Annotated in this window: 19 protein-coding genes; 12 read left to right on the top strand and 7 right to left on the bottom strand. The window is 70.1% G+C overall.

All coding sequences use genetic code 11. The annotated features are described in order from the left end of the window. Positions 1-116: 116 nt before the first annotated feature. Positions 117-1310, bottom strand: a complete 1194-nt coding sequence (locus AB0H54_RS01910) for a DUF3068 domain-containing protein (protein WP_357342126.1) — start codon at positions 1308-1310, stop codon at positions 117-119. A gap of 145 nt (positions 1311-1455) precedes the next feature. On the opposite strand from AB0H54_RS01910, the gene AB0H54_RS01915 reads away from it, so the two are divergent. Next, positions 1456-2640: an acyltransferase gene (locus tag AB0H54_RS01915; RefSeq protein WP_357342127.1), complete on the top strand. Its 1185-nt coding sequence runs from the start codon at positions 1456-1458 to the stop codon at positions 2638-2640. Here AB0H54_RS01915 and AB0H54_RS01920 read toward each other — a convergent pair. The 4 genes from AB0H54_RS01920 to AB0H54_RS01935 form a co-directional block, all read right to left on the bottom strand. Further along, positions 2637-6815 (bottom strand): alpha-(1->3)-arabinofuranosyltransferase, encoded by a 4179-nt coding sequence (locus AB0H54_RS01920; RefSeq protein WP_357344160.1) that lies wholly within the window; start codon positions 6813-6815, stop codon positions 2637-2639. The genes AB0H54_RS01915 and AB0H54_RS01920 overlap by 4 nt on opposite strands. A 52-nt stretch (positions 6816-6867) precedes the next feature. Next, positions 6868-7038, bottom strand: coding sequence for a DUF2613 domain-containing protein (locus tag AB0H54_RS01925; RefSeq protein WP_181698846.1), 171 nt, complete (start codon positions 7036-7038; stop codon positions 6868-6870). A 67-nt stretch (positions 7039-7105) separates the two neighbouring features. Next, positions 7106-8221, bottom strand: coding sequence for an isochorismate synthase (locus AB0H54_RS01930; protein ID WP_357342128.1), 1116 nt, complete (start codon positions 8219-8221; stop codon positions 7106-7108). A gap of 57 nt (positions 8222-8278) precedes the next feature. Beyond that, complete coding sequence (locus tag AB0H54_RS01935; protein WP_355274941.1) at positions 8279-8746, bottom strand: universal stress protein; 468 nt, start codon at positions 8744-8746, stop codon at positions 8279-8281. Positions 8747-8859: 113 nt separating this feature from the next. On the opposite strand from AB0H54_RS01935, the gene AB0H54_RS01940 reads away from it, so the two are divergent. From AB0H54_RS01940 to AB0H54_RS01950, 3 genes are all read left to right on the top strand, one after another. Then, a complete protein-coding gene (locus AB0H54_RS01940; RefSeq protein ID WP_355274938.1) occupies positions 8860-10038 on the top strand; it encodes a glycoside hydrolase family 3 N-terminal domain-containing protein in 1179 nt (392 codons plus the stop codon). Between the two features lie 85 nt (positions 10039-10123). Then, positions 10124-10723 (top strand): TetR/AcrR family transcriptional regulator, encoded by a 600-nt coding sequence (locus AB0H54_RS01945; protein WP_357342130.1) that lies wholly within the window; start codon positions 10124-10126, stop codon positions 10721-10723. 130 nt (positions 10724-10853) lie between these two features. Continuing rightward, positions 10854-12155, top strand: coding sequence for a DUF5685 family protein (locus AB0H54_RS01950; RefSeq protein WP_357342132.1), 1302 nt, complete (start codon positions 10854-10856; stop codon positions 12153-12155). A gap of 7 nt (positions 12156-12162) precedes the next feature. On the opposite strand, the gene AB0H54_RS01955 is transcribed toward AB0H54_RS01950, so the two are convergent. Further along, positions 12163-14031: a VanW family protein gene (locus AB0H54_RS01955; protein ID WP_357342134.1), complete on the bottom strand. Its 1869-nt coding sequence runs from the start codon at positions 14029-14031 to the stop codon at positions 12163-12165. A gap of 337 nt (positions 14032-14368) precedes the next feature. Here AB0H54_RS01955 and gnd point away from each other — a divergent pair, with 337 nt between their 5' ends. The 6 genes from gnd to AB0H54_RS01985 all read left to right on the top strand — a co-directional run bounded on the left by gnd (position 14369) and on the right by AB0H54_RS01985 (position 19501). After that, a complete protein-coding gene (gene gnd / locus AB0H54_RS01960) occupies positions 14369-15400 on the top strand; it encodes a phosphogluconate dehydrogenase (NAD(+)-dependent, decarboxylating) (RefSeq protein ID WP_355274933.1) in 1032 nt (343 codons plus the stop codon). Positions 15401-15680: 280 nt separating this feature from the next. Next, positions 15681-16382, top strand: a complete 702-nt coding sequence (locus AB0H54_RS01965) for a hypothetical protein (RefSeq protein WP_357342136.1) — start codon at positions 15681-15683, stop codon at positions 16380-16382. A 128-nt stretch (positions 16383-16510) separates the two neighbouring features. Beyond that, positions 16511-17467 carry an alpha/beta hydrolase family protein gene (locus AB0H54_RS01970; RefSeq protein ID WP_357344162.1) on the top strand — a complete coding sequence of 319 codons (957 nt, stop codon included), beginning with the start codon at positions 16511-16513 and terminating at the stop codon, positions 17465-17467. A gap of 112 nt (positions 17468-17579) precedes the next feature. Next, positions 17580-17807, top strand: a complete 228-nt coding sequence (locus AB0H54_RS01975; RefSeq protein WP_355274930.1) for a hypothetical protein — start codon at positions 17580-17582, stop codon at positions 17805-17807. 300 nt (positions 17808-18107) lie between these two features. Next, the gene (locus AB0H54_RS01980; RefSeq protein ID WP_357342138.1) at positions 18108-18308 is read left to right on the top strand and encodes a helix-turn-helix domain-containing protein; all 201 of its coding nucleotides are present in this window, start codon (positions 18108-18110) and stop codon (positions 18306-18308) included. Continuing rightward, the gene (locus tag AB0H54_RS01985) at positions 18305-19501 is read left to right on the top strand and encodes a HipA domain-containing protein (RefSeq protein WP_357342139.1); all 1197 of its coding nucleotides are present in this window, start codon (positions 18305-18307) and stop codon (positions 19499-19501) included. Before AB0H54_RS01980 ends, AB0H54_RS01985 begins: the two co-directional genes overlap by 4 nt. A gap of 62 nt (positions 19502-19563) precedes the next feature. Here AB0H54_RS01985 and AB0H54_RS01990 read toward each other — a convergent pair whose 3' ends face one another. Continuing rightward, positions 19564-20886, bottom strand: coding sequence for an acetyl-CoA C-acetyltransferase (locus AB0H54_RS01990; RefSeq protein WP_355274928.1), 1323 nt, complete (start codon positions 20884-20886; stop codon positions 19564-19566). Positions 20887-21057: 171 nt separating this feature from the next. Here AB0H54_RS01990 and AB0H54_RS01995 point away from each other — a divergent pair, with 171 nt between their 5' ends. After that, on the top strand, positions 21058-22413 hold the full coding sequence (locus AB0H54_RS01995; RefSeq protein ID WP_357342140.1) for a 3-oxoacyl-ACP reductase: 1356 nt from the start codon (positions 21058-21060) through the stop codon (positions 22411-22413). Continuing rightward, positions 22413-23282, top strand: a complete 870-nt coding sequence (locus AB0H54_RS02000; protein WP_357342141.1) for a MaoC/PaaZ C-terminal domain-containing protein — start codon at positions 22413-22415, stop codon at positions 23280-23282. The genes AB0H54_RS01995 and AB0H54_RS02000 overlap by 1 nt, the downstream gene beginning before the upstream one ends. Positions 23283-23501 lie beyond the last annotated feature (219 nt).

Raw genomic sequence — 23501 nt, forward strand, 5'->3', positions numbered from 1 at the left:
GTTCCACAGGCATCCACATCATCTGCGGGCAACGACGTCAGCACTGTCCGGCGAGGCCCGGAAACGACAACGGCCCCGGTCGTGATGACCGGGGCCGTGCGCGGGAACTACATCCCTCAGGGACGCTTGTTGATATCGATCTGCTCGGTCGGCGCGTCGTAGTCACCCCGGTTGAACTGGGTGGTCGGCGCGTCGTCGGCGTCCCAGCTCGCGGTGTCGTCCGGGGCGGCGGTGGGGGCCGGGGTCGGGCGGGCGCCGCGGGGGCTGGCGTGCTGTGGGGTGCTGCCGCCGCCGCGCAGGCCGAGGAACAGGCCGGCGAGCAGGGCGATCACGCCGAGGATGCCGAACACGATCGGCACGACGCGGCCGAACAGCGACAGCTTGTCGGTGTTCTCCTTGGCGATCGCGATCTGCGACTCGATGGTGTTCTCGTCGAACACGATGTGCGACTTGAGCGCGGTCACCTCGGGCTTGTCGGCCGAGCGGGCGTAGAACAGGTGGATCGACTCGCCGCCCTTGATGACGGTGCCGGTCTGCGGCTCGACCCACAGGTCACGCACGTTGGTGTAGTACCGGGTCATGGTGACCGGCTGATCGGCGGGCACGTCGGTGACGCCCCACTTCGACGCGGGCAGGGTCAGCCGGTTGGTCGGCGACTGCACGACGTCCCAGGTGCTGGTGACCGGCGCGGTCATCTGGAAGTGGTAGACCTTCGTGCTGTTGATCTCGGTCTCTTCGATGAAGTTCGCGTCGAAGGACTTGCGCACGTTGATGTCGAAGTACGGGTACGTCTTCTTCTCGGTGCCGATCGGGAAGCGGTAGCCGAGGCCGGTGTGCTGCACCGGCTCCATGACGCTGCCGTCCTTGTTGACGGTGACCGCGATCGAGCCGTTGGGCTCGGTGTCGACCGGCATGCCGGTCACGCGGTCGATGGTGACCCGGTCGATGGTCGCGGTGAGCAGACCGGTGTCGCCCTGCACGTCGGTGCGGCGCAGCGTCTGGCCTGCCTGCAGCGTCATCTCGTCGGCGTCGGAGGGCTCCTCGACGGTGACGAAGCGCTGCGAGACCAGCGGCACGTCCTTGTTCACGACGGCGGGTCCGTCGCCGGTGGTCAGCGACTTGGAGTCGAGGACGAGACTGTCCTCGCCCTTCTGGTTCTCGGCGATCGTGGTGATCTCGAGGTCGAGCGGAGTCTTGGCCACCTTGCTCACGGTGTAGGTGGGGATCATCAGCGCGGCGACGAGTAATGCCGCGCCCAGACCCACGAGCACGCAGGCGACCGTCCTTCTGGTACCGGCACTCAGTGCCATGCAAACTCTCCTCGTCGTTCGAACACCGGATCCTCCGGTGGTCTGGTATTGCACCTAGCCCTCGTGAGCCCCGACACTAACAGCCCGACCGCGCAGTGTGCCGTGCTGCGCCCGGTAAATCGCCGACACGGCAGACTGGAGCGTGATGACGACCGCTACCGCCCCCGTTTCACCGCCCCGCGCCTTCAATCCCGCTCTCGAGGGGATGCGCGGAATGGCGGCCCTCGGTGTGCTGTTGACCCACGTCGCGTTCCAGACCGGAGCGAGCGGGATCGCGGTCATCGGCCCGATCCTGGAGCGCTTCGACATGGCGGTCGCGGTGTTCTTCGCGCTGTCGGGCTATCTGCTGTGGCGCCCGCACGCGGCCGCAGCGCGCGGGCTCGGCACCGCCCCCGGCACGATCCGCTACCTGCTGCATCGCCTCATGCGCATCGTCCCCGCGTACTGGGCGGTGGTGGTGTTCGTGCTGGTGCTGCTGCCCGGCGCGGCGCAGTCGGCGAATCTGCGGGTGTGGGTGTCGAACCTGTTCCTGCTGCAGGTGTTCGTGCCGCTCACCCTGACCGAGGGGCTCACCCAGATGTGGAGCCTGTCGGTGGAGGTGGCGTTCTACCTGGTGCTGCCGCTGCTGGCCTTCGCGATCGTGCGGCTGCGCGGCGCCGCCGCGCGCTGGCGCGTCCCGGTGATCTGCGCGCTGATGGCGGTCACGCTGACCTGGAATCTGTGGCCCGTCCCGACCCCGGACGCCATCCACGCCGACAACTGGCTGCCCGGCTATCTGCCGTGGTTCGCGGCGGGCATGCTGCTCGCCGAGCTGATCTACCAGCTGCGGCCCGAGGCCTGGTGGCGCGCGCCGTTCGCCAGTCAACCGCTGATGTGGGCGATCGCGCTGGCCGCCTTCCTGCTCTCGGCCACCGAGTTCGGCGGCCCGGCCGGCCTGGAGCGGGCGGAGCCGTGGCAGTACGCGATGAAGATGCTGCTCGGCACGATCATCGGGTTCGGCCTGCTCGCCCCGCTGGTGCTGCGCCCCGGTGACGCCGCGCCGCACCGCTGGCTGGAATCGCCGACCGCCGCCACGCTGGGCCGCTGGTCCTACGGCATCTTCCTGTGGCACCTGGTGGTGCTCACCATGGTGTTCCCGGTGTTCGGCCTGCTCCCGTTCAACGGCAACTTCGGCTACGTCCTCGTGCTCACCACCGCGCTGACCCTGCCGCTGGCCGCCGCCAGCTTCGCGCTGATCGAGGACCCGGCGCGGCGGCTGGCCCGGCGCTGGGACAAGGCCGCGGCCGCCCGCCGCGCCGCGCGGGCCGAGGCGGTCGCCGCGTCGCGCTAGCGCCGACGACGTGGCAGCGCCGCGACACCGACCGCGATCACGGCGATGACCGCGGGCGCCTGCGCCCACAGCGACCCGCCCATGTAGGGGCTGCCCGAACGCCACGTTCCGGTGGACAGCGCGGCCGCCGAGATCAGCGTCCCGAGCCCGGCCACCCACGGCAGCGTCCGCGCGGTGAGCGCGGGGCGGAACCGGCTACCGGCCAGCGCGAGCAGCGTGAGCACCGCGCCCACCGGCCCCGACACCACGGTCACGACACCGGTCAGCCCGAGCGCGGCGGCCCAGCGCACACCCCAGGTCACCGGCGCCTGCCCGGCGTCGGGCACCTCGCGCCGCCGCGGAATCGCCAGCAGGACCAGCGGAATCAGCAGCAGCAGCCCACCGAAGATGGCGAGCCGGTACCAGCGGTCGGCCGGGAACGACACGGTGATCTCCCCGGTCGTGCCCGCCGGGACGAGCCACGCCTGCTGCCACCCGTCGACGACCACCGGTGCCAGCGCGCGCCCGTCGGCGGTGTGCGCCTGCCAGCCCACATTGGTGCTCAGCGGCAGCACGAGCAGCTGGGTGCCCGGATCGGCGGGCGCGGGCGCGATCGGATCGGTGCGCACGAGCCGCAACCGGTCGACGGTGAACAGCTCGGTCGGCGCGACGGTGAGATCGGGATGGCCGGGGAGCAGTTCGAGATCGGCCGCGTCCTCCGCGCACGCCCGCGCGGACACCGGTGCGCCGGAACGGAGTTCGTCGGCGGTGGCGGTGATCGTCGTGTGCACGGTGCGACCGCCGATCGCGATCACCGGACCGTCTTCGCAGCCGATGGTGACCAACCGGTCGCCCGCCGCGTGCGCCGGATACTCGGGGCCGAGCACCTCCACCTCGGCGAGGCCGGTCGGCTGGGTGAGCACGAAGCCGAGCGCGGTGCGGTCGAGCACCTCGTTCCAGCTCTGGATGCTGATCTCGACGCGATCGGTGACGGTGGGGTACAGCGAGATCCGCGCGGGTTCGCCGTGTTCGCGCTCGGGCAGTTCGCGCACCTGCGGACCGTTGCCGAGATTGACCATGACGGCGGTGGCGGTCGCGGGCAGCCCGCCGAGCGCGGTGGTGATGTCCAGTCCGGTGACCTCGGCGGGCTCCGGAAGTTCCAGCACCAGGGTGGGTTTGGCCCCGGCGAGCCCGCGGACCGTGGCCTCGGGCGCGGTCCAGGTGGTCCTCGGATCGCCGTCGGTGGCGGCGAAGGCCGCGCCGCGCAGGTCACCGACGTCGGCCTTGCCGCGCGCCACCGGCCGGGTGTGGTCGGTGAGCAGGGCCTCGAGCGCCGGGCCGGGCCGGGTGCGCACGGTCAGGTCGGTGCTGGCGGTGAGCGGTTCGGGCACGGCGAGCGTGCGCCCGAAGACACCCGGCTCCTCGGCGGGCAGGCCGAGTCCCTTGCTGCAATGCACCCGGTCGGGGCCGTCGAAACAGGCACTGCGGCCGGGGAATTCCTGGCCGAGGTCCCAGCCGGTGACGGTGGTGCCCGGCGCGACGTCGGGCAGTACGACCCGGTGCCGGATGTCGACCCGCACGGGGGCGTCGCGCACGCTGTAGTCGTCGAGGGTGAGTTCGCTGATCCCGAACTGGCCACCGCTGGTGCCGGTTTCGGTCCGCGCGGCGGTGATCATCACCCAGTCCGTCTCGCCCGCGGGCAGCGGAACCGTCGCCGGCGCACCGGGTTCGGTGATCCGCGCCGACACCGTGCCGCGGGAGGTACGGACCTCCACCCACTTCACCGGGTCGCCGAGCGCGGCGGCGGTGGTGGTGAACCGCAGCGAGCCGACGGTGATCGGCTTGTCCAGGTCGAGCCGGAGCCACTGGCCGAGCGCGGGTTCGGCGCCGTTGCTGATCCAGGCGGTGCTCGCATCGCCGTCGACGGCGGCGGCGGTCGAGCTGCCGGGCGCGGCGCCGCCGATCTGGGTGGCGTCGGCGGCGGAACTGGACGCGGTCACCTTCGCGCCGGACCATTCGCCCCGGACGAGCGGGGTGCCCTCGACCGGGTAGTCGGGCACCAGGTTGTGCGTGCGGCGGGCGTCGTCGGCGGCGCGGACGGCGGAGTTGTGGTTGTCGACCCGGCCGAAATCGGACTCGCGATCCATCGGGGTGTCGGTCAGCAGGACCGGCTTCGGCGGCAGCCCGGCGCGCGCGGCGTCGGCGGTGAGCAGCACCGGGGCCGTGGGGTTTCCGGTGTCGCGGCGAATGCGCTCGAGCACCTCGGGACCACCCTGGACGACGGGCACGGCGTCCAGCGGCACGGTGTACGCGCCCGGGAATCCCGGCGGCGCGCCGGTCCCGCCGCGCACCGTCACCGGGGTGCCCGGCGAGGGCACGTCGACCCGATAGATCTCGATCGCCGGGTAGGCGGGCTGGAGGTCGTTGTCGACGACCAGGCCCGCGTCCGCCGCGCGCGGCCCGATCAGGTCGCCGAATTCGGCCACCTTCGTCAGCGCCGGCGAGCCCTCGATCGCCCGGTGCGCCAGCATCGGCCGGGTCGAGCGGGAGGTCTCGGGGTCGAGGTCGTTGCGCAACACCAGGACGCCGATGCCCTGATCGGCGAGGGTGGCGGCCAACCCGGTCGACGGCCTGCCGTCGGCGATGAGCCGCTGCACGGAGTCCATCGCGCGGATGGTGCCCGGCGGATTCAGCGGCACCGAATCGCGCACGGCCCAAGGCGTCTCGGCCAGGGCTTGCAGCGGTTCGTCGCGGGTCAGGCCCCAGATCTGGCTGCCGAACGGCGCGCCGGGCACGACCAGCGCGCGGGTGTCGGCGGCGTTGTCGGCCAGCCACTCGGCGGTGTCGGTCCAGTACGCGGGCACCCGGTCGTAGGCGCCGCGCGGCGCCAGCTTGCCGGTCCAGGCCAGCGAGGTGGCCAGCGTGAGCGCGGCCAGGATCAGCGCGGCGACGGCGACGATCCGGTCCCGCTCCGGATGGGCGAAGGTGTTGCGCCACTCGCGCAGCGGCACCGAGGCGGGCAGCGGCACCCGGCCGAGCAGGTGGGCGAGGCCGACCACCAGCGGCAGCCGGATCAGCGGTTCCAGCTTGTGCACATTGCGCAGCGGCGCGCCGCCGGAGTCGAGGAACACCCGCACCGATTCGGAGAACGGACCGCCGAGCGCACCGACGTAGCCCGCGCAGATACCGGCCAGTCCGACCAGCAGGATCAGCGTGAACCGCCCCCGGTACGGCATGGACGACCGCGCCAGCCCGGCCATGCCCGCCGCCGCCAGCAGCCCGGTCGCGAGCACCGCGGCGGGCTGGGTGACCAGCACCGCGCCCGCGATCCGCTCCGGCGAGACGAACGGGGTCCAGCTGTCGGTGCCGCGCAGCACCTCGGCCAGCGAGGCCCACTGCGTCGTCACTCCCGAGGACTCGATGTAGTCGAGGAACGGCGGGCTCACCTTGCCGAGCAGCAGCAGCGGCACCACCCACCAGAAGGTCGCCAGCACCAGCAGCGGAATCCACGCGGCCGTGAACCGCCACCAGCGCCGATTCGGCCGGTAGGAGGCCCACCAGAGCGCGGCGGGCAGGAACGCGGCCACGGTCGCGACGGCGTTCACCGAGCCCATCAGAGCCAGTGCGAGCGCGCTACCGGCGGGTGAGAGCACACCGCCACGCCTGTTCCCCTTGGTCGCTGCCGCACCGGGCCCGCCCGCATCCCGCCGGTTCCGTACCGCGACGCCGAGGGCGGCCGGTGCCAGCAGGACCCACGGCGCCAGCATCATCGGCAGCGTCTCGGAGGAGATCGAGCCGAGCGTGGTGAGCACCCGCGGCGACAACGCGAACGCGATACCGGCGATCACCCGCGACCCGCGCGCGCCGATCCCCAGCACCTCGCACAGCTTGACGATGCCCCAGAACCCGGCGAGCAGCAGCAGCGCCCACCAGACGCGCTGGGTCACCCACGCGGGCAGGTGCAGCAGATGACCGGCGGAGAAGAAGGTGCCGTGCGGGAAGAAGTAGCCGTAGGCCTGGTTCTGCACCTGGCCCATCGGAGCCTGACTGCTCCACAGGTGCGATGCCCGTGCGAGGAATCCGAGCGGGTTCTGAGCGAGGTCGTACTTGGTGTCCGCGACGGTGAGCCCTGGCGCCTGCGCGAACGTCAGGACGAAGGCGGCTACGACCGTGCCGACGAACCAGCGCCAACCCAGTGGAGCCGTGTCCGGGTGCCCCGCTGGGGGGCGTGACGCGCGGGCGTCGGACTCAGCGGCTGCCGTATTCAGGAGCGTTGAGCAGCGAGGAATCCTTGTCACCGCTGCGGTCGATCGAGGGCGCCGAGTTCTGCTGCACCGCGGCCGTGATCGCGAAGACGGCGATTGCGCTCAGCAGGGCGCCGCCGACCGCGCTGGCAACAGCCGGAACAGCAAACTTCATCGCGCACTCCAATACGCTCGACGTCGGGGTGGTACCTCGGCCAACCTAGCAGGTGTCGGCCGCTTGGTCAGTGATCGGGCACGTCGCAATGCAGCGCGCCGAGCAGTGTCCGGAATTTGGCGGTGGTCTCGGCGAGCTCGGCCGCCGGATCCGACGCCGCCACGATCCCGCCGCCCGCGTTCGCGCGCAGCGTGCGCCCGTCGGCCGCGAGCTCGGCGCCGCGGATCGCGACGACCCATTCGCCGTCGCCGTCGTCGGCGCACCAGCCGACCGCGCCGCCGTAGAAGCCGCGGCGCGGTTCGTCGGCGGTGATCGCGGCCAGCGCGGCGGCGAACGGCGTCCCGTTGACGGCGGGTGTCGGATGCAGCAGCAGCGCCAGGTCGAGCGCGGTGGTCGACGGGTCGCGCAGCACGCCGTGGATCGGGGTGGCCAGATGCCAGACCTGTTCGGTGCTCAGCAGTTCGGGCGCGTCGGGGATGTGCAGCTCCCGGCAGACCGGGGTCAGCTGCTGCCGGATCCACTCGATCACGTACCCGTGCTCGTCGTGGTTCTTGGCGCTGGACAGCAGTTCCCGGGCCTGCGCAGCGTCGGCGTCCGGATCGGCGAGCCGGGGCAGCGTGCCCGCCAGCGGATGCAGGCTGACGCGGGTGCCGTGCCGCGCGACGAGCACCTCCGGCGTCGCGCCCAGCAGCGTCTCGCCCGGTCGCCCGGCCGCTGTCAGGTCCACCGCGTACACATTGGCGTTGGGATGGCGGGTCAGCAGCTGACCGGCGAGGACCTCCGGTTCCAGCGGCGCGTCGGCCTCGATCAGCAGGGTCCGCGCGGCGACCACCTTGCGCAGCTCGCTGCCGGGATCACCGAGCTGTTCGACCAGCTTCGTCACCCGTGCCACGTGCTCGGCGGCGGTGGGCAGCTCGGCGACGACCCGGACCGCGGGCAGCGCGGGCAGTGCGGCGGGCCGCCACGGTCCGGCCGTGTGCAGCGTGGTCTCCGGCTGCCACAGCGCCGCGGGCTCCTCCGGGTCGAACGGCAGCGCGCCGACGATCAGCCGCGGACCGGTCCCGCTGCCGGGCGCCGTCCACCGGCGCAGCGTGTCGACCGCCTGCCGCGGATCGGGGTAGCCGGCGCGCACCCCCGCCGCGCGCAGCACCCCGTCGGGGCGGGCCAGCAGGAATCGGTTCATGGTGGTTCGACCATAGCCGCGCCGACCGTGGCCGGGAACGGGGGAGCGATCGAACTCTCAGTGCTCCGGCGGCACCAGCAGGACGGGTCGGTGGCCGTGCTTGAGCACCGCCTCGGCCACGCTGCTGTGCAACAGCGCGCGCAGTCCGGTGGCGCCGCGGGTGCCCGCGACGATGATGTCGACGTCGAGCTCGTCGGCGCAGTCCACGATCGCGTTCCAGATGGTCGTGGTGCACTCGGCGGTGCGCGGTTCGGCGTGGATGCCCGCCAGTTCGGCCAGGTGCACGCCCTCGGCGTTGATCTTGCGGGCATCGGTGTAGGCGATGTCCTCGATCTCCTCGTCGGGCACCCAGTCCGGTTGCATCACCCCGGCCAGCCCGGAGATGCGGGCGGCCTGGCGCACCATCGGCTCCCATGCGGTGAGCAGGATGGCGCGCTCGGCGGTGAGGAAGCGGCCCGCGTACTCGATGGCCCGCTTGGCGTGTTCGGAACCGTCGTAGGCGATGAGCATCCGATCGCAAGCCATGACGACCTCCTGCGCTGGTACAGCGTCTCGTGCAGTCAGATTACCCCCGCCCGACCGGGTCCAATCGGATCCGGTGCCGCGGGTCGGGCCCGGCCGGGACTACCGTGGACCGCATGCGGAAATCGCCTGTGGTCGTGTTCGCAGTCCTAGCCGCCGTCGCCACCGCCTGTTCGGGAGGATCGTCGACCGAGACGACACCGACGGCGAGCGGCACCGGCGTCCCCTCCGCCGCGCAAGGGGGTGACCCGACCTCGCCGGTGACCGGCACGCCGGCGCAATCCGCCTGCGGCGCCGACTATCTCGCGAAACTCACCCAGCGCGAGAAACTCGCGCAGCTGCTGACCGTCGGCATCACCGGCTCGGCCGACGCCACGAACGTGGTGAGCACCGAGCAGGTCGGCGGCATCTTCATCGGCAGCTGGACCGATCCCGGCCTGCTGAACAACACCCAGCTGGACGCGGTGAAGGCGCTGGCCAAGGCGCCGCTGATGGTCACCATCGACGAGGAGGGCGGGCGGGTCTCGCGCGCCAAGAACCTCATCGGCGTCGCGCCGTCGGCCAGGGAGATCGCGCAGACCCAGACGCCGGAGCAGCACTACCAGAACACGCTGACCAGGTCGAAGGCGCTCAAGGACCTCGGCGTCACCGTCGACTTCGCCCCCGATGTCGACGTGAGCAGCCAGCCCGCCGACAGCGTCATCGGCGACCGCTCCTACAGCGACGACCCGCAGGTCGTCACCGAGTACGCGGGGGCCTACATCCGCGCCTCCAACGAGGTCGGCCTCGGCGCCGTCATGAAGCACTTCCCCGGCCACGGCTCCGGCTCGGGCGACTCGCACACCGGCGCGGTCCGGACGCCGCCGCTGTCGGAGCTGCAGAACAAGGACCTGGTCCCGTTCCGCAATCTGGTGAACTCCGGCGCGGCCGTGATGGTCGGCCACCTCGACGTGCCCGGCCTGACCGAGCCCGACGTCCCGGCCAGCATCAGCCCGGCCGTGATGTCGCTGCTGCGCGAGGGCACCGGCTACGGCGCGCCGCCGTACAACGGCCCGATCTTCACCGACGACCTCGGCGGCATGGCGGCCATCACCGCCCGCATGTCGATCTCCGACGCGGTGGAGGCGGCGCTGGTCGCCGGCGCCGACAATGCCCTGTGGATCAGTACCGACGCGGTGCCTCAGGTGCTCGACCGTTTGGAACAGTCGGTGGCGAGTGGCAAACTGCCCGCCGACCGGGTCGACGCCTCCGTGTTGCGGATGGCGCGCTACAAGGGCGTACAGCTGGGCTGCTGAGGCGGTCCGGCGACTGTGCGGCAAATGGGCACGGGCGAACTTACCTTGGAGTAATATAGGGGTTCACCCTGCGGTAGGAGAGTGGATGGCGGGCGGAACGAAGCGACTTCCCCGGGCGGTTCGTGAGCAACAGATGCTCGACGCCGCCGTCGAGGTGTTCGCACGCAAGGGCTTCCACGACACCTCGATGGACGCCATCGCCGCCGAGGCGAAAATCTCCAAGCCCATGCTCTACCTGTATTACGGCTCCAAGGACGAGTTGTTCCGGGCCTGCATCCAGCGCGAGGGCCTGCGCTTCATCGAGGCCGTGGCGCCCGCGGGCAACCCGCAACTCACCCCGCACGAGCAGGTGCGCACGGCGCTGGAGGGCTTCCTCGACTTCGTCGACCGCAACCGGCAGTCCTGGCAGGTGCTCTATCGGCAGGCAATCGGTCAGCAAGCTTTCGCGTCCGAGATCGACAACGCGCGCGAGCGGGTCATCGAGCTCACCGCGAAACTGCTCGAGTCCAGTGCCAAGAACGCCGATCCCGGCACCAATTTCGAGGTCGTCGCGGCCGCGGTGATCGGGGCGGGCGAGGCGATCGCCGACCGGGTCGCCAGTGGCCGGATCGAGGTGGCCGAGGCCGTCGACCTGCTCGACGATCTGGCCTGGCGCGGCCTGGCCGGTCGCAAGAAGCCGGAATAGCCGCCACCGGTTGCTCGCGCTCGTCCGACCTGCCATCGTGCTCGACAGCGGGCGCTGAGGCGCGGCCATCGTCGGACCGGGCGGGGCCGCGGCGCGGGCGCCCGGGAGTTCCACGACAGACGGGGTGGCAGTGTTCGGTGTGTTGAAGCCGTGTGCGCACGGCGCGGCGAAATACGGCATCGATCCGGGGCAGTGGCAGGCGCACATGTGCGGGCTGTGTCTCGGCCTGCGCGACGGGCACGGACAGTTGGCGCGCGCGGCGACCAATACCGACGCCATCGTGCTCAGCGTGCTCACCGAGGCTCAGTCCGGTGACGCCGACGCCCGCACCACCGCCGGGCCGTGCCCGCTGCGTGGGATGCGCCGGGCCTCGGTGGTCGCGGCCGACGCGCCGGGTGTACAGCTGGCCGCCATGGCCTCACTGCTGTTGGGCGCGGCCAAGATTCGCGACCACGTCGACGACGGCGACGCTGGTCGGCTCGCTCGCCGTCCGATGGGGCGGGTCGCCGGGATCTGGTCGGCGGCCGCCCAGGCGCAGGCCGACCGGATCGGCCTCGATGTCGGCCCGTTGTTCACGGCTATCGACAGTCAGCCTGCGCTGGAGGCGCTCGCCGCGGCGAACGGCCCCGGCCGCGTCACCGAAGCGGCGGTCGCCGTTCGGCAGGCGGCGGGGTGGGTCGGCGCCGCGTCGTCGCCCGCGAAGCCGCATGGGCCGACCATGGCTCGCACCGACGACTCGAGTACCACGCCGATCACCCTCGACGAGCTGACCGGTCCGACCCAGCTCTGCGCGGCCACCCTGTTCGGCCACACCGCCACCCTGGCGGGCCGCCCGGAAAACGTTGCGGCCCTGCAGGAGATCGGCCGCCATGTCGGCCGGATCGCGCACCTCGCCGATGCCATCGAAGACCTCGAACGCGACCGTCTGCGCGGCCGCTTCAACCCACTCGAAGCCACCGGCACCGAGATGCCGCGCGCCTATGATCTGTTGCGCGAGAGCGAATCTCGTATCCGCGCGGCCGCCGCCGAAGCGAAGCTCGACCAGCTGCCCACCGTCCGCTGGGCGCTGCTCGACCCGCTGTCCGCGCTGCTGCGCAGAATGGGGCAGGGCCTCGGTCTCGCCGTCGGCCATGTCTGCCGCACCGCGCCGGTCGCGCAACAGCATTCGCCGTACCAGTTCCCGTCCCCGCCCGGGCGCAGGCCGACCAGGAGGCCCGGCCCGCTCAAGGCGGGCGGGCTGATCCTGGGCGTCTACTGCACGGGCGTCGCGTGCTGCGTCGACCACACCAGTCCGTGCACCGGCGAGCAGAAGGACGCCTGGGCCAAGCGCTGCGACTGCGGCGAATGCTGCGATTGCGGTGACTGCTGCGGCAACTGCTGCGGTGAGGACTGCGGGTGCGGCGACTGCTGCAGCTGCGACTGCAACTGCTAGGAAACCCTCACTCGCACTTCACGATCGGGATCGGGTCGTACTTCACGGTCCGGGTGTGCCGGGAGACCTGGGCGCCGGTCTTGCGATCGGTGATCACCCTGGTGTCGGAGATGGTGAACCCGGGCGCGCCCTCGGAGGCGATGCAGTCCTTGCCCTTGGGCAGGGTGATCTCCTGCGGCTCGGTCGGCTTCGACTTCTCGCCGGTGATCGACTCCACGTCGACGGTCTTGGTGCCCCACAGGCGCACGGTGATGTCCGAGCCCGTCGCGATCGCCTGGATGTAGACGCCGGTCGCGGTGGTGTTGCGGAACGCCAGGTCGATGGCGCCGTCGAACACGGTGGCTTCGCGCGCCGCCGGGTACCGCGAGATGTAGTAGCTGTGCTCGGTGTGGCCCGCGTCCTCCATGCCGGCGAAGTAGGCCGCGTTGTACAGCGTGGTGGCGAACTGGCTGATGCCGCCGCCGACCGCCGTGCTCGGCCTGCCCTTGTCGATGATGCCGGACTCGACGTAGCCCTCCGCGGCGGTGCGCGGACCGGTGAACTCGTTGAGCGAGAAGGTATCTCCCGGCTTCACCACCGCGCCGTCGACCTTGGCGGCGACGGTGCGGATGTTCACGCCGGACGGGCCGCTGAAGCCGCCGGTGGTGAACTGGCCGACCATCTCGGTGATGCCGAGCGCGTTGGCGGCGTCGGTGGTGAGCTTGGGCTCGATCCGCTGGTACACCGCCTCGGTGGTGCGGTTACCGGTGGCGGTGAGCAGGGCGGGCAGCTTCTCCAGCGTCTTGGGCCAGTCGACCTTGTTGCCCACCACGGCGGGCACCACGGTCGGCTTGCCCGCGCCGACGGTGAAGGTGGCGTCCTTGGGCTCCACCTCGGAGGCCGCCAATTGCGGTGCGAGCAGGGCGATCGCGGCGTCGTTATCGATCTTCGGCGCCAGGCCACCGTTCCCGTCGGGCACGAAGCCGAGCACCCCGGCGATCTGCTCCGGCGTGAGCGTGGCGCGAATGTCCTTGCTGCTCACCGTGATCGGCGCGGAGATCGCCGGCGTGGCGATATCGCGCAGGGCGGCCTGCACGGCCTCGGTGCGCACCGCGACGGGCGCGGCCACCACGGGCAGGTCCAGTTCGCTGCTCGACGCCCAGCGCTCGGTGATCGTGGTGCGCGCGGCCGCGGTGTCGAGCACCCGGCCGGGCACCGGCGCGATCGCGACCGGCTTGCCGTTGACGAACCGCACCGTGCCCTCGACGGTCGGGTTGTCGTGGGCCTGGAAACCGGCCACCTGCTGATCCAGCGCCGCCGCGTCGACGGTGCTGACCACCGCGACGTCCCGGGTGCCGAACAGGGAGATCAGTCTGCTCACCGGGTTGAGTGGCTGGTCGCCGACGGCGTCCCAGGTGCCGTCCCAGTCCACCTGCAGGCCGGCCGTGGCGGGCACCATGCTGGCCTGCACGTCGCCGATCCGGACCGGCAGCGGTCGCTCGGCCTTGGGGCCGAGCTCGGCGTGCAGGAGCGCGTTCGCCTCGGACTCGTCCATGCCGCCGATGTCGACCCCGGCGACGACGGTGCCGCGCGGCACCTCGCCGTTGCTCAGGGCCAGGTCGGCCAGGTAGGCGGCGGCGCCGACGGCGAACACGGCGCCGACGGCGATACCGATCCGCTTGGCCAGTTGTGGGGTGCCGGAGCCGGTCGGCGGCTGCGGGGCCGCCGGGGCGGGCGCAGGCGACCAGCGGTCACGGGTCACGGTGGCGAGGGGCTGGGTGGGCAGGGCGGCGGTGACGTCGGCATCGAAAGTGCGATTTGCTTCGAGCAGCTTGCGTAGTCCGACCTCGCCCCTTGGTCGGTCGGCCGGTCCGCCGACATTCGACTCGCTGGGCACGGAGGTCCTTCCGTTGGGTGTTATGGCGTCGTCCTGGATCAGGTGCGCCCGGCCCCAGATGTTTGCGGGGCCTCGGCCAAGGGTAACGGTGTTCGTCGTCCTCGGCACCCTGGCAACAGTGGATGGACAGCAGGAAGGCTCCGCGTAGTTGCCGGGTCGGGGGTCTGGCAACTACACGGAGCCGATCTGTTTATCGCGGCCCGTTCCGGGGCGTTACAGCCGTTTTTCCGGGCAGTTTCGGCGGCCTCCGGCGGCGCCACCACGCCGATCCGGGCCCTCGCGCGGGACAATCGCACGTGAGACTCGACACCAGGTAGCGCGCAACGAGGGAGAACTGATGCAGCTGGGAATGATCGGCCTCGGCCGGATGGGTGCCAATATCGTGCGTCGCATCGTGCGCGACGGGAACACCGCCGTCGGTCACGAACGCCATCAGGGTCACATCGACGAGCTGAAGGCCGAGCTCGGCGACAGCTTCGACGGCAGCACCGACCTGAAGGAATTCGTCGCCATGCTCGACGCCCCGCGCGTCGTCTGGGTGATGATCCCCGCGGGCGCGACCGGTGCCGCGATCGACAATCTGGCCGAGCTGCTCGAACCGGGCGACATCATCATCGACGGTGGTAACAGCCGCTACCACGAGGACATCGCGCGCGCGAAGGCGTTGGCGCCCAAGGGCATCCACTACCTCGACGTCGGCACCTCGGGTGGTGTGTTCGGCCTGGAGCGCGGCTTCTGCCTGATGATCGGTGGCGAGGCCGAGCAGGTGAGCTACCTCCAGCCGCTGTTCGAGTCCATCGCGCCCGGCGTCGAGGCCGCGCCGCGCACGCCCGGACGTACCGGCGCGCCGACCCCGGCCGAACAGGGCTGGCTGCACTGCGGCCCGGCCGGGGCGGGCCACTTCGTGAAGATGGTCCACAACGGCATCGAGTACGGCGCGATGGCCGCCTACGCCGAGGGCCTGAACATCCTCCAGCACGCCAACGTGGGCGCCACGCAGGGCGACGGCGAGCACTCGGCGGAGGAGACCCCGCTGGAGCACCCCGAGTACTACCGGTACGACCTGGACATCCCGGACATCACCGAGGTGTGGCGCCGGGGCTCGGTCGTCGCGTCCTGGCTGCTCGACCTCACCGCCAGCGCCCTGTACGCCGACCCGAACCTGGACGGGTACAGCGGTCGCGTCTCGGACTCCGGCGAGGGCCGCTGGACGATCGACGCCGCCATCGACACCGCGGTGCCGGTCCCGGTGCTGTCGGCGGCCCTGTTCCAGCGCTTCTCCTCGCGGGGTGAGGCCCTCTATGCCGACAAGATGCTCTCGGCGATGCGCAAGGCGTTCGGCGGCCACAACGAGCTCCCGGGGAAGTAGTCCGTCCAGGGGTATTGACGACGTTTGCCAGCCCTTCGCTGCCCCGGCGGAGGGTCGGTGTGCGCTTTTCGGGCGGATTCGCCGATGCCGAAAAATCTCGGATGCTACCCCCGGCGACCCCTCCTCGAGAGTGAAACGATAATCTTCCACAAAGATGAGAACACGTTCTTATTTTCCAGGACAACCGTCCAGTCCAGCGGATACCTTCTGGTCAGAGGGGGATAGACCACTCGATGAGGAATTCGTCCCGGCCGACTTCGCCGGGGCTTGGAGGAAAATCATGATCCGGACTTCGCGTATCACCGCGGGCGTCGCCACCACCGCTCTGGTCGTCGCCGGTGTCGGTGTCGCTCTCGGTTCCGGCACCGCCGTCGCGGCTGGCTCCTGCTCGGTCACCAGCCACGCCGAGAAGCGCGATGCCAGCACCGTCGGCATCACGCACGTCTACGACAAGACGGCCAGCGCCGAGCAGATCGGTGTCGGCACCTCGGTGACCTACAAGGTGGTCGTCGGCACCACGGGGATCGGCAATCCCTACGTCAACACCATCACCGACTTCCCGCCGGTCGGCTTCGGGGCGCCGACCAAGACCACCATCACCGCCTACCACGCGATCGGCGGCCAGGTGACCGAGGACGTCACCCCCGAGCCGAACGCCGGTGGCTGGAAGGTCACCAGCACCGGCTGGTTCGTCAACTCCGGCAACCCGGTCACCCTGACCATCACCTACCCGGTGCCGGACAGCGTGAAGGCCGGTCAGCAGGTCACCAGCGGTGGCGTCGGCGTCGCGGGCACCGTGGGTGTCAGCAACGAGATGCCGGGTCTGACCGCCTGCTTCACCGCGCGCGGCGCGAACGCGGGCGAGACCGTGATCGGCAGCCTGGGCGACAACGGCCTCGGCTCCTCCGACGGTCAGCTGAGCTCCACTGGCTCGCTCAGCGACGTCATCTCCGACGTGCTGCGCAATCTGATCGGTAGCTGATCGCGTAGCACCTGGTCGCCGGGACGGTCTCGCGCTGCCGTCCCGGCGCTCTGGGTCCTCGGGCCCCCCATCTGTAGTGAGGATTGATGTTCGTGTTCTCCCGTTCCCGCGCGGTCGCGGTGTCGGCCATGGCGCTGGTGCTGCTCTCGGTCGCCTCGATCGGCACCGCGGGCGCCGACGGTTCCCGGCTCGACCACATCGAGCGGCCCGGGCAGCGGCAGCAGGTGCTGCACGTGTACTCGGCGGCGATGGACCGGGTGATCCCGCTACAGGTCATCACCGCGGCCGACACCTCGGTCCCGCGGCCGACGCTGTATCTGCTCAACGGCGCGGGCGGCGGTGAGGACAAGGCGAACTGGTACAACCAGACCGATATCGTGCAGTTCTTCGCCGACAAGAACGTCAACGTGATCACCCCCGCCGCGGGCAAGTTCTCCTACTACACCGACTGGCAGCGCGACGATCCCAAGCTCGGCCGCAACAAGTGGCAGACCTTCCTGACCGAGGAACTGCCGCCGATCATCGACGACACGCTGCACGCCAGCGGCGTCAACGCCATCGCCGGACTGTCGATGTCGGCCACCGCGGTGCTGAACCTGGCCATCGCGGCCCCCGACCGCTACCGCGCCGTCGGCGCCTACAGTGGCTGTGCCTCGGTCGCGGACCCGATGGGCCGGGCCTATGTCGACATCGTCTTCGCCCGCGCAGGCGCCGACCCCGCCAATATGTGGGGCGAGGCCGACGACCCGGCCTGGCGCGCCAACGACCCGTACCTGAACGCGGAACGCCTGCGCGGCAAGGCCATCTACCTCTCCAGCGCCACCGGTCTCCCCGGTGTCGCCGAGAGCCTCCCGGCCGGCGCCAACCCCGGCAAGGTCATCGGCATGACCGACCAGATCCTGCTCGGCGGCGCCATCGAGGCCGCGGCCAACGTGTGCACCCAGCGCCTGGCGGCCCGGCTCCAGGAGCTGAACATCCCCGCCCAGACCGAGTTCCGGGCCGCGGGCACCCACACCTGGAAGTACTGGGAACAGGATCTGCACAACTCCTGGCCGATGATCGCGGACGCCATCGGCGCCAACTAGAACGATCGGTCGTGTATCGCGTCGTCAAGCCCCGAAAAGTTCTGGATAACAACCACATTGACCCCAACGATGATGTTGTTAGCTCAGATCATTTGTTCTCGAAAGGCTTGTCATGCAACGTCGTATGGTCCGCATCCTGGTCGCCACCGCAGCCATCGCCGGCATCGCCGCCGGCGCCTCCCCGGCCATCGCGGCCCCCGCCGCCCCGGCGGTGATCGCCGAATCCGGTTCCGCGGGCACCGGTTCCGCCGCCATCGACCTCCCCCTCGGCCTCCTCAAGCTCCTCGTCTGCGGCCCCTGGGGCTCCACCCAGCCCCACCCCAACCCGATGTGCCGCTGACAACGTGAAACGGCGGGTGGTTTCCGATCTCCGGAAACCACCCGCCGCCGTCGTCTCAGCGCGTGACTACCGCTCGATGATCGCCACGACGCCCTGCCCGCCCGCGGCGCAGATCGAGATCAGCGCGCGGCCGAAGTCTGAAGCATATTTCGGCAGAATTCTGCCGATTCGGTCTCAAGTCGATCGGCCATGGCGTGCAATATTTGTCTATCGGCAGAATATTGCCGATTTGGCGATGGTTGGAGTACTCTGCCGAGAGCACGGGCCAATTCGGCAGAATTCTGCCTATCGGAGGTCGCTATGGATGCGTTGGAGGAGATCGGCGCAAGGATTCGTATCGAGCGGCGCCGTCATCGACTGACGCAGGAGCAGTTGGCCGAGCTGGCAGGCGCGTCAACTCGCACCGTCCGCGACGTCGAGCATGGCCGAGGTTCGCCCAGCATCGCGACCGTGGCTGCCGTGGCGGCAGCGGTGGGACTGACCTTGAGGGTGGCACCGTGACTGACTTCGAAGCGCTGCGGAGAGTGAGTAGTGCGGATGTCTACAAGGCGGGCCACCTCGCTGCATCGATAAGCAGGATGCCAAGTGGTGGAACTGAATTCCGCTACCTGCCGGAGTATGTCGGTGACCCGGTGGCATCTACCTTGTCGCTCGACGCTGCGCCAGTGAGTGGGAGCTCGGGTTCTGTTCCGCCGTTCTTCGCAGGCCTACTGCCGGAAGGGCACCGATTGACAGTGCTCCGTCGTGCGGTGAAGACCAGTGCGGACGACGAACTCAGTCTGTTGCTCGCGGTCGGTGCCGACGCGCCCGGCGACGTCCAGGTATTTCCAGGCGGTTCGGAGCCGGTCGACGTCTCCGCATTGGTCGATTGTGCGTCAGCTGAGGAGCTCGAATTCCATAGCCTGGTGGACGATGTCGACCGGCAGGCGATACCGGGTGTCCAGAACAAGGCCAGCGCGTCGATGATCAGCACACCGATCGCGGCCGGGTTCGGCCGATTCATCCTGAAGCTGTCGCAGGCTGGTTTTCCGAACCTGATCGAAAACGAAGCGGCGCACCTGTCAGCCGCCCGGATGTTGAAACTAGCCGTCGCCGACTCGAATCTCGTGCACGACAAATCCGGACACCCGGGCTTGCTCGTCCGCCGTTTCGACCGCGTCCATGACGGTGCGATGTGGCGTCGTCTCGCCTTCGAGGATGCCACGCAAGTGCTCGGGTTGCCGCCGTCAGCGAAGTACAACATCGATGCGGTCGAGGTGGTCGGCGCACTCGCTGGGCTGGTCGATGCGCGCTTGCCTGCGGTGCGAAACCTCTACTTGCAGTTCCTGTTCGCATGGTTGACCGGCAATGGCGACCTGCACGGAAAGAACGTCGGGGTCGTGCGAGACAGCGCGGGCCGCTGGGGCATCGCGCCGATGTACGACATTCCCTGCACGCTGATCTACGGCGACGATTCGATGGCGCTGCCGATCGCCGGTCGGACCAAGGGCCTACGAGCGAAGCACTGGAATGAATTCGCCGCTGAGACCGGGCTGCCCGGAAAAGCTGCGATTTCGGCACAGCGACTCGCGTTGCGCGCCGCTGCCGCGATTGATTTCGGAAGTCTGCCGTTCACCGGCTCGCCGAGGAATCGGACCCTGCGTGAGCTGCGGCTGCGGCGGTCGGAGCTGGAGCATTCGTTCGAATCTCGATGAGGGACACACGGCCGGTTGGCTCCGACTTTCGGAGGCAACCGGCCGTGTGGTTCAGCGCGTGACTAGCGCTCGATGATCGCCACGACGCCCTGCCCGCCCGCGGCGCAGATCGAGATCAGCGCGCGGCCGGAGCCCTTCTCCGCCAGCATCTTCGCGGTGGAGGCGACGATGCGGCCGCCGGTGGCGGCGAACGGGTGGCCCGCGGCGAGCGAGGAGCCGTTGACGTTGAGCTTGCTGCGGTCGATCGAGCCGAGCGCGCCGTCCAGGCCCAGGCGCTCCTTGCAGTAGGCGTCGGACTCCCACGCGGCCAGCGTGGAGAGCACCACGGAGGCGAAGGCCTCGTGGATCTCGTAGTAGTCGAAGTCCTGCAGGGTCAGGCCGTTGCGGGCCAGCAGGCGCGGCACCGCGTAGGTGGGCGCCATCAGCAGGCCGTCGGGGCCGTGGATGTAGTCCACCGAGGCGACCTCGGAGTCCACCAGGTGCGCGAGCACCGGCAGGTTGCGCTGCGCGGCCCACTCCTCGCTCGACAGCAGCACCGCCGACGCGCCGTCGGTGAGCGGGGTGGAGTTGCCCGCGGTCATGGTGGCGTCGCCCAGCTTGGTGCCGAACACCGGCTTGAGGGTGGCCAGCTTCTCCACGGTCGAGCCGGGACGCAGGTTGTCGTCGCGGGTCAGGCCGAGGAACGGGGTGATCAGGTCGTCGAAGAAGCCACGGTCGTAGGCGGCGGCCATGTTCTTGTGCGAGAGGTAGGCCAGCTCGTCCTGCGCCTCGCGGGCGATGCCGAACTCCTTGGCGGTGATGGCGGCGTGCTCACCCATCGACAGCCCGGTGCGCGGCTCGGCGTTGCGCGGGATCTCGATGCCCAGCATCGAGGGCCGCAGCTGGCCGACCAGCTTGACCCGGTCCTTGTTGGTCTTGGCGCGGTTGGCGGTGAGCATCCACTCGCGCATGTCCTCGCTGACGCCGATCGGCGCGTCGGAGGTGGTGTCGGCGCCGCCGCCGATGCCCGACTCGATCCGGCCGAGCGCGATCGCGTCACCCACGGTGACGATCGACTGCAGGCCGGTGCCACAGGCGAGCTGCAGGTCGTGGGCCGGGGTGTACGGCGAGAGCTTGGAGCCGAGCACGCTCTCGCGGATCAGGCTGTGCTCGCCGACCTTCTTGAGCACCGCGCCGCCGACGACCATGCCCAGCCGCTCGCCCTGCAGACCGAACCGGCTGACCAGTCCGTCCAGGGTGGCGGTGAACATGTCCTGGTTGGAGGCCTTCGCGTAGGCCTTGTCGGAGCGAGCGAACGGGATTCGGTTACCGCCAACGATCGCGACCGGGCGCTGGGTCTTCGCGGTCTTGGCCGGGGTCTTCGCCGAGCGGGCTTTGCTTGTCACTCGAGTTCTCCATGGTCTCGTCGGTTCCGGGTACGCCGGGCGTATCGGTTTACATTAAACTTACTCTGGAGTAAGTTCGTTGTCGACACCGTACCCGCAAATGTGATTCACACGGGGGACACTGGGCGAGCACGGTCATACAACACGTCGAGCACAGAGAAGGTAGGAACAGTGGCAGCCAAGAGCAAGGGTGCACCCAACCTCTACGGATCCTTCATCCACTCCGCCCCCGGCGCGTTCCTGGCGAGCAAGCTGGGCCTGCCCCAGCCGGCGGAGCTGCGCCGCTACAAGGCCGGCGAGCCCGCGCTCCCCGGCCCGGTCCTGCTGGGCGGCAAGGGCCGCCTCGCCGAGCCGGTCCGCGCGCTGCTCGCGGACTACACCGTCGCGGATTCGCTCGACTCGGGCACCAAGTACGGCGCCCTGGTGTTCGACGCCACCGGCATCGACTCCATCGACAAGCTCTCGCAGCTGTTCGAATTCTTCCAGCCCGCGATGCGCAACCTCGCACCTTCGGGGCGTGTCGTCGTCATCGGCACCACCCCGGAACTCGTCGGCTCGGTCGACGAGCAGATCGCCCAGCGCGCGCTCGAGGGCTTCACCCGCTCGGTCGCCAAGGAGCTACTGCGCGGCGCCACCGGTCAGCTCGTCTACGTGCACCCCGAGGCGGGCGCGGCCGCGACCGGCCTCGAGTCCACCCTGCGCTTCCTGCTCTCGGGCAAGTCGGCCTTCGTCGACGGCCAGGTCATCCGGGTCGGCAAGGCCGATTCCGTGGCCCCGGCCAGCTGGGACAAGCCGCTGGCGGGCAAGGTCGCCGTCGTGACCGGTGCCGCCCGCGGCATCGGCGCCACCATCGCCGAGGTCTTCGCCCGTGACGGCGCCACCGTCATCGTCGCCGACATCCCCGCCGCCGGTGAGGCCCTGTCCGAGACCGCGAACAAGGTCGGCGCCACCGCCCTGGCCCTGGACGTCACCGCGCCCGACGCCGCCGAGCGCCTCGCCGAGTTCGCCACCGAGCGGTTCGGTGGCATCGACATCGTCGTGCACAACGCGGGCATCACCCGCGACAAGCTGCTCGCCAACATGGACGAGGGCCGCTGGAACTCGGTCATCAACGTCAATCTCGCTGCCCCGCACCGCATCACCTCCGGCCTGGTGGCCAAGGGTGTGCTCAAGGAGGGCGGCCGCGTGATCGACGTGTCCTCCATCGCCGGCATCGCGGGCAACCGCGGCCAGACCAACTACGGCGCCTCCAAGGCGGGCGTCATCGGCATGGTCGACGCCGAGGCCCCGCTGCTGGCGGAGAAGGGCATCACCATCAACGCGGTGGCCCCCGGCTTCATCGAGACCGCGATGACCGCCGCCATCCCGGTCGGCACCCGCGAGGCCGGTCGCCTGATGAGCTCGCTGCTGCAGGGTGGCCAGACCGTCGACGTCGCCGAGACCATCGCCTTCTTCGCCAGCCCGGCGTCGAACGCGGTGAGCGGCAACGTGGTTCGCGTCTGCGGTCAGAGCCTGATCGGCGCCTGATGACCCAGACGATCACCCTCTCCGAGGTTCCGAAGAACGGCGGGCTGTACGCGAAGGCGGCGCTGGGCGCCGTCCCGCTGCCCGCCCCGCTGTCGGGTCGCAAGCCCACCCTGCCCGACCGCCGCGTCGTCCTGGACGGTTTCCAGGTCGACCCGGATCACCTGGCGGCGTACTGCCACGCGACGGGCCTGCGCTTCAGCGACACCCTGCCGCTGACCTACCCGTTCATCCTGGCGTTCCCGCTGGCGATGCAGTTGGTCGTCGCGCGGGACTTCCCGTTCAGCGCGGTCGGCGCGGTGCATTTCGAGAACGTCATCGAGCGCACCAGGGAGATCTCGGTCGCCGAGCCGCTCGATTTCACGGCGCACATCGAGAACCTGCGCGAGCACCCGAAGGGCCTGCTGGTCGACGCGATCACCGAGATCCGCGTCGGCCGGGAGCTGGTCTGGCGGCAGGTCACCACCTTCCTGCACCAGCAGCGCACCTCCCTGTCGGGCGGCCCGAAGTCGGCGCCGCCCGCCGACGAGGTCCCCCCGCCGCCGCTGCGCGTGCAGCGCGTCGATCAGAAGATGATCAACCGCTACGCCGCCGCCTCGGGCGACCACAACCCGATCCACGTCTCCGGACTGGGCGCCAAGGCCATGGGCTTCCCGAAGACCATCGCCCACGGCATGTGGTCGGCCGCGAACATCCTCGGCACCATCGAGGGCCGCATCCCCGAGAAGACCACCTACACGGTCAAATTCGGCAAGCCGGTCTTCCTGCCCGCCTCGGTCAACATCTACGCCGAGCAGGTCGGTTCCGGCTGGGACCTCTCCATGCTGAACCCCAAGAAGGGCTACCCCCACCTCACCGCAACCCTGCGCTGACCCCGGTACCCAACGGGCCGCACCCCCTTTCCGGAGGTGCGGCCCGTTCCGTTTTCGGCGGCCCGATCGGTGGCCGCGAATCCGCCGTTACGTGAATTCGCTGTGAGATTACTCATTTTCGCGAATTGCGTTCGCTGATCAGTTGCGGCACTTCGCTTTTCCCAGCCACTTGGTCTACCGACCGGTGCTTTCTTCTCCGAGCTAAGAAATTGCCTGGCG

It is taken from the genome of Nocardia sp. NPDC050718 (genome assembly GCF_040654235.1).
Lineage (GTDB): Bacteria > Actinomycetota > Actinomycetes > Mycobacteriales > Mycobacteriaceae > Nocardia.

Coding starts and splice junctions, on each gene's coding strand:
- AB0H54_RS01975 (WP_355274930.1), top strand. CDS start 17,580: ATGCAACGTCGTATGGTCCGCATCCTGGTCGCCACCGCAGCCATCGCC.
- AB0H54_RS01970 (WP_357344162.1), top strand. CDS start 16,511: ATGGCGCTGGTGCTGCTCTCGGTCGCCTCGATCGGCACCGCGGGCGCC.
- AB0H54_RS01925 (WP_181698846.1), bottom strand. CDS start 7,038: ATGAAGTTTGCTGTTCCGGCTGTTGCCAGCGCGGTCGGCGGCGCCCTG.
- AB0H54_RS01910 (WP_357342126.1), bottom strand. CDS start 1,310: ATGGCACTGAGTGCCGGTACCAGAAGGACGGTCGCCTGCGTGCTCGTG.
- AB0H54_RS01980 (WP_357342138.1), top strand. CDS start 18,108: ATGGATGCGTTGGAGGAGATCGGCGCAAGGATTCGTATCGAGCGGCGC.
- AB0H54_RS01965 (WP_357342136.1), top strand. CDS start 15,681: ATGATCCGGACTTCGCGTATCACCGCGGGCGTCGCCACCACCGCTCTG.
- AB0H54_RS02000 (WP_357342141.1), top strand. CDS start 22,413: ATGACCCAGACGATCACCCTCTCCGAGGTTCCGAAGAACGGCGGGCTG.
- AB0H54_RS01915 (WP_357342127.1), top strand. CDS start 1,456: ATGACGACCGCTACCGCCCCCGTTTCACCGCCCCGCGCCTTCAATCCC.
- AB0H54_RS01935 (WP_355274941.1), bottom strand. CDS start 8,746: ATGGCTTGCGATCGGATGCTCATCGCCTACGACGGTTCCGAACACGCC.
- AB0H54_RS01940 (WP_355274938.1), top strand. CDS start 8,860: ATGCGGAAATCGCCTGTGGTCGTGTTCGCAGTCCTAGCCGCCGTCGCC.
- AB0H54_RS01945 (WP_357342130.1), top strand. CDS start 10,124: ATGGCGGGCGGAACGAAGCGACTTCCCCGGGCGGTTCGTGAGCAACAG.
- AB0H54_RS01930 (WP_357342128.1), bottom strand. CDS start 8,221: ATGAACCGATTCCTGCTGGCCCGCCCCGACGGGGTGCTGCGCGCGGCG.
- gnd (WP_355274933.1), top strand. CDS start 14,369: ATGCAGCTGGGAATGATCGGCCTCGGCCGGATGGGTGCCAATATCGTG.